At 40.0% G+C, this 3,899-nt stretch carries 5 protein-coding genes; 1 reads left to right on the top strand and 4 read right to left on the bottom strand.

The genetic code is table 11. The features are described 5' to 3' along the window. Positions 1 to 605: DUF6753 family protein (locus NG798_RS27005; protein WP_317619643.1), on the top strand; the 605-nt coding region annotated here is incomplete at its 5' end. Between the two features lie 734 nt (positions 606 to 1,339). Here NG798_RS27005 and NG798_RS27000 read toward each other — a convergent pair. The 4 genes from NG798_RS27000 to NG798_RS26985 form a co-directional block, all read right to left on the bottom strand. Next, positions 1,340 to 1,738, bottom strand: coding sequence for a hypothetical protein (locus NG798_RS27000; protein WP_261226815.1), 399 nt, complete (start codon positions 1,736 to 1,738; stop codon positions 1,340 to 1,342). A gap of 191 nt (positions 1,739 to 1,929) precedes the next feature. Beyond that, a complete protein-coding gene (locus NG798_RS26995) occupies positions 1,930 to 2,178 on the bottom strand; it encodes a hypothetical protein (RefSeq protein WP_261226814.1) in 249 nt (82 codons plus the stop codon). 123 nt (positions 2,179 to 2,301) lie between these two features. Further along, on the bottom strand, positions 2,302 to 2,508 hold the full coding sequence (locus NG798_RS26990; RefSeq protein ID WP_261226813.1) for a hypothetical protein: 207 nt from the start codon (positions 2,506 to 2,508) through the stop codon (positions 2,302 to 2,304). Positions 2,509 to 2,611: 103 nt separating this feature from the next. Then, complete coding sequence (locus NG798_RS26985) at positions 2,612 to 3,658, bottom strand: Fic family protein (protein WP_261226812.1); 1,047 nt, start codon at positions 3,656 to 3,658, stop codon at positions 2,612 to 2,614. Positions 3,659 to 3,899 lie beyond the last annotated feature (241 nt).

Below are 3,899 nucleotides of genomic sequence, written 5' to 3'. Positions count from 1 at the left end.
TTAATAATGGCAGAGTAGAAAATCAAGAATCTGATTTTGCTGAGGAATTACCTGGTGGTACCAGGCCAAACTCGTTTAATGTAGAGGGAGTGACGAGGGAAGATTTATTAAAGTGGTTTTCTCCAGAGACGATACCCGCTAGTGTTGAAGAATTCAAACAGCAGATATTGGAAACCGCAAAAAGTGTGGGGATGGATGAGGATGATCCTGCTTTTGGGCAAGCTTTAGCTCAAATGCGGTTAGATTTGTTAATCCGGTTAATGCCGTTAATTTTTGATAAAGTGTTTTTCAACTGGTTGGAAGCTGTACGAGAAGTCAAAGAAGAGCAAAAAGAATGGTTAGATGAAGTTAAAGAGGAGATTATGGCATATCAAGAGGCCGGTGTGATGGGAATGCGCTCAGCAATTGCTAGAGCAGTTGAGGAATTGGTGAAGGATGCTGAAAGACAGAAATCTCGGCAGTTTTTTTCGTCTCTAATACCGGCTATGGGAGTATTATTGGCTACCTTGGGGTTAGGTGTTGGTTTGGGTTGGGGTGTTGCTAAAAGCCTTCAAGAAACTCCGAGAGAGTCAGTATCAATGATCCAGTTACCACGACTAGAGTAAGTAGAGTTTCTTTGTTCATCCCAAACAAGGACTAGGTACTGTAATTTCACTGAATAGTTTGCTGCTATTGTTGTGAAAATCTACCTATTTTCTGGGATGCAATTAGCCTTGAGGAAGATTTTATGCCTAGATGCACTAAACTTAGTTTTCTTCCCATTCTTTCAGGAGGGTATTGAGAGGGAAGTGGATGAGAGTATGGCTAATTCCTACATCAGTAATATTTCCTATTTTTCAAGCAGGGTGTATCGACTAAAGAGAAATTTAGAATGAAGATCAATCTTTACTTTGTTCTTGTATTTTTAGAGGATAAATTAGGGGAATATAATTAAAAACGTACCTAAAATTTGGTGTGGGGATCGTTTTGGTTCATTTATTCCCCGCAAGGAGATGAAAATGTTGAATTTGGATAGATACCATGAATAACAGCACTGTAATTGGGGTCATTATAGCACTTTGTGTAGGATTAAACGTCGGGCTTGGATCCCACAACTTCTACTTTGCCATTGCAACGTTCATCTTTACGCTGAATCTCCTGATTCGCCTAGGTCCTCCCAAATAATTTAAAAAACTTTGGTGAATGTATTCGCCGCACGGGGCGGAAACAGTTTGAGACGAACCCTGCATCTGTCTGGACCTGGATAAAGTTTGGTTCATCTATTCACCGCGTAGGGACGAATACATCATCAAGGCTCAGAGAGCTTAAATGTACCCAGCTTATAAGTAAAGGTACATTTTTATTTCTCCAATTTAAGTAATGCTTCATAGGCATTGGTTAAGCAGGTTATAAAGTTGGACCGGCGGCCAATTCCCTCCCACCGGCTTCCTTTTACCCCAACAATATGCCGACATTGCTCTAACCACAACGCTCCACCATTTTTAGAAATGGCTTCTGCTAGTTGAGGGTGCTGTTCTAATTTGGCTTTTATGATTTTGGTCATAATAACCATATCTCGTTCTAACACCCCTGTTTTATGGTATTTATATGCCGCCTCGGCATCGGCATACTCAACAGCCCAAAAAACTACTTGATACTGGTGTTTTATGTTCCCTTTGCGGAACGATAAAGTAGTAGGATTGGTCAGAGCACCACCTAATCCTTTTTGACCAGACCATATATTGATTCCAGCTTTCATAGAAAAATGATGATAAATTACACCTTCGCCTTGCGTAGCAAATACTGGAAAGAAATAGGTTAGTAAAAATAATTAATTTTGCTAGGCTGACTAGAAAATTTAATATTTATTTCAGGACGAGTAACAGCGATTAGTTAATAATTAACTAGGTAAAAAAATAGCCAATGCAAGTTGCACCGGCTTATAATCTGCTAGAGAGCATCAACTTCGATGAAAGCTTGGAAATATTGACGGCAGCGACGTTTTTGATGTTCAGAAATATTGCCCCACCACCGCTCGTATGGCATACCACCATGAGCAGATAAAACACCACCATAGCCATTGCCTACAAAGGCGATAGGTAGTTTTATCTGTCCCCAGCGGTCTTGGCGTGGTTTAATGTTCAATCCCCAAGATTGGATAACCCGATGTAGCCGGTTTAACTTAATGATAGGCTGCATAAAAACCACCAAATAACTTCATATTTTTAAGGCGTTAGCCTCGGATATAACCCCTAAAAGTTGAGCTAAATGTGGTGTAGAAAAATAAAAAAACAACCCTAAATAGGTTGCTTTTAGAGAGGCTTAATCATGCAATGTGACCCAGCCCTCTGATTTTATTATTGATGCAATTGAGGGGCGGATGTTGTCTAGGATAGATTGATGTTGGACAAGGTTATCCCAATGAACTTCTCCATCTTGCTCAACATCCAGTAGTAGCTCAAGTTCTTCTGTAGTTAGGGGATACCGATTGAAAGGAGGAGACTGAAAAGGTGCTTCTATTCTGTACATAAATTTATCTCCAAACAGGTCATTAATTAAAGGCGTCAGCCTTCGGAGTTCCATAAGGCATCAATACTGTCAACAAATATCAACTTTCGGAGAATACCGAATATCAATGCTTGCGCCAACGAGCAGTCACTCCTTGTCCCAAACGTTCCAGATTACCCGCTTCTCTTTCTTGGCGGAGAACGCGCCGAATTAAATCAATACTAACAGTTGAGCATCGTTCCTGTAATTCTTTAATAGAAAATTCTCTAGGTAAGTTGTTAATAGCATCCAAAACCATTGCCGTTTTACTTCCTTTTGCAGAGGTGACATAGCCGACTCTCTGCTCAAACTCCCGATAAGCTGATAATAACATCACGCCTAGAAAATACTCCCACCAAGGCAATAAATTATGTTCAGCTTCATGCCAGGCTTGAGAAGATGAATAAAGGGTATCGTAGTAACTTTCCTTGGTTCGTTCTACAAGACGTTCTAAACTAATGAACCGGCCTACCTCATAACCAGCTTTATACAGTAGTAGAAGAGTCAATAACCGAGCCATGCGTCCATTGCCATCTAAAAAGGGGTGGATGCACAGAAAGTCTAAAATATAAGTAGGAATTAGCAATAATGGTTCTATTGTCCCTGACTCCCAAAGACGATTAAATTGGGTGTGTAAGTGTTCCATAGCTGCTGCTGTGGCATAAGCAGGAGTAGGGCGGGACCTGACAACTTTTGTACCATCTGGATAAGTAGCAGTAATTTCATTATCAATAGTTTTCCACCGGCCACCAGTATTAACAGAAAACTGATAGAGATCCCGATGAAGCTGTAGGATAATATTAGGAGTGAAAGGGATATGAGCATAACTGGAATGGATGGTACTTAAAACTTCACGATAACCAGCGATTTCTTGCTCACTTCGGTCGCGTGGGGTAGTCTTGTCGGATACCAGCTTTTTTATTCGTTCTAAGGGGACAGTAATGCCTTCAATCCGATTAGAAGATTCGGTACTTTGAATAATAGCTGCCTGTCGTAGCGTTTTTATTACTTGAGGTGATTGTTCTTTAAATAATTCTTGTTTTCCTTTATATTCTCCCAGCAGTCGAATAGTCTGGAGAAGCCCTTGATTAATTGGTTGCTCCTCGATAAAGCCTTCACTAAATGAATTCATTTGTCTTTTAAAATAGGATAATTTACAATAATTATATCTAAAATTTAGATATGTGGGAGGCCCGATTGTTAATGATATCATAGAGGAAAAAAAACCTCCCTGCAATTAGGGAGGTATCAATGTTAGAACAAGAGATGTTCTAGTTTCGTAGAAGAATGAACTACTGAATTATTGGTGATGCCAATATCCAGAGATTCCAATTCCTGAAGCAGTTGGTTTTGCTTCCTGTTATGCAGCCGTG

This window comes from Ancylothrix sp. D3o (assembly GCF_025370775.1).
In the GTDB taxonomy this organism is placed as follows: domain Bacteria; phylum Cyanobacteriota; class Cyanobacteriia; order Cyanobacteriales; family Oscillatoriaceae; genus Ancylothrix.
Note: the sequence above shows the minus strand (reverse complement) of the source record. Positions and strands in the feature narration are given on the sequence as shown.

Bases quoted from the DNA above. Each gene is read 5' to 3' on its own strand.
- NG798_RS26990 (WP_261226813.1), bottom strand. From the start codon at position 2,508: ATGTACAGAATAGAAGCACCTTTTCAGTCTCCTCCTTTCAATCGGTAT.
- NG798_RS26995 (WP_261226814.1), bottom strand. From the start codon at position 2,178: ATGCAGCCTATCATTAAGTTAAACCGGCTACATCGGGTTATCCAATCT.
- NG798_RS27000 (WP_261226815.1), bottom strand. From the start codon at position 1,738: ATGAAAGCTGGAATCAATATATGGTCTGGTCAAAAAGGATTAGGTGGT.
- NG798_RS26985 (WP_261226812.1), bottom strand. From the start codon at position 3,658: ATGAATTCATTTAGTGAAGGCTTTATCGAGGAGCAACCAATTAATCAA.